This window comes from Syntrophomonas sp. UBA1041, assembly GCF_002316705.1.
Classification (GTDB): domain Bacteria; phylum Bacillota; class Syntrophomonadia; order Syntrophomonadales; family Syntrophomonadaceae; genus DTU019.
Map to the genome: position 1 here is coordinate 14,038 of NZ_DCEA01000048.1, position 530 is coordinate 14,567.

Sequence of the window (530 nt, forward strand, 5' to 3'; positions counted from 1 at the left end):
ACGGTTTTTGCTCATGGCTGGATTATGCTGGAAGGCGGGAAGATGTCGAAATCTAAGGGGAATGTGGTAGATCCCCGAACCCTGGTGGGAAAATATGGTGTGGATGCGGTTCGCTATTATCTGGTAAAAGAACTCAGTTTTGGGCAAGACGGGATGTATTCTGAGGAAATGCTGGTAACCAGAATAAACTCGGATCTGGCCAATGACCTGGGGAACCTGATCAGCCGCACCGCCGCCATGGTAAGCAGGTATTTTGAGGGTATTATCCCCGGTCCGGCGGAAACCGGCAGCCTGGATGAGGAGCTTAAGCAGACCGCGCGAACAGCCTGCCAGGAAGCTACCGCCAAACTTGAAAAGCTGGACTTCTCAAGTTATATCCTGGCGGTGATGAAACTGGTGGCCCGGGCCAATAAGTATATTGATGAAACTGAACCCTGGCGCCTGGCCAAGGAACAGGCCAGCCAGGGCAGATTGGGAACGGTTTTATATAATCTGGTAGAATCGATACGCATTGCAGTAGTTTTATTAGC

1 protein-coding gene is annotated in these 530 nt (G+C 50.9%); it reads left to right on the forward strand.

The window, feature by feature from the left end; translation table 11 throughout:
- A partial coding sequence (locus B2633_RS07345) for a class I tRNA ligase family protein (RefSeq protein WP_483169951.1) occupies positions 1-530 on the forward strand: 530 nt, incomplete at both ends.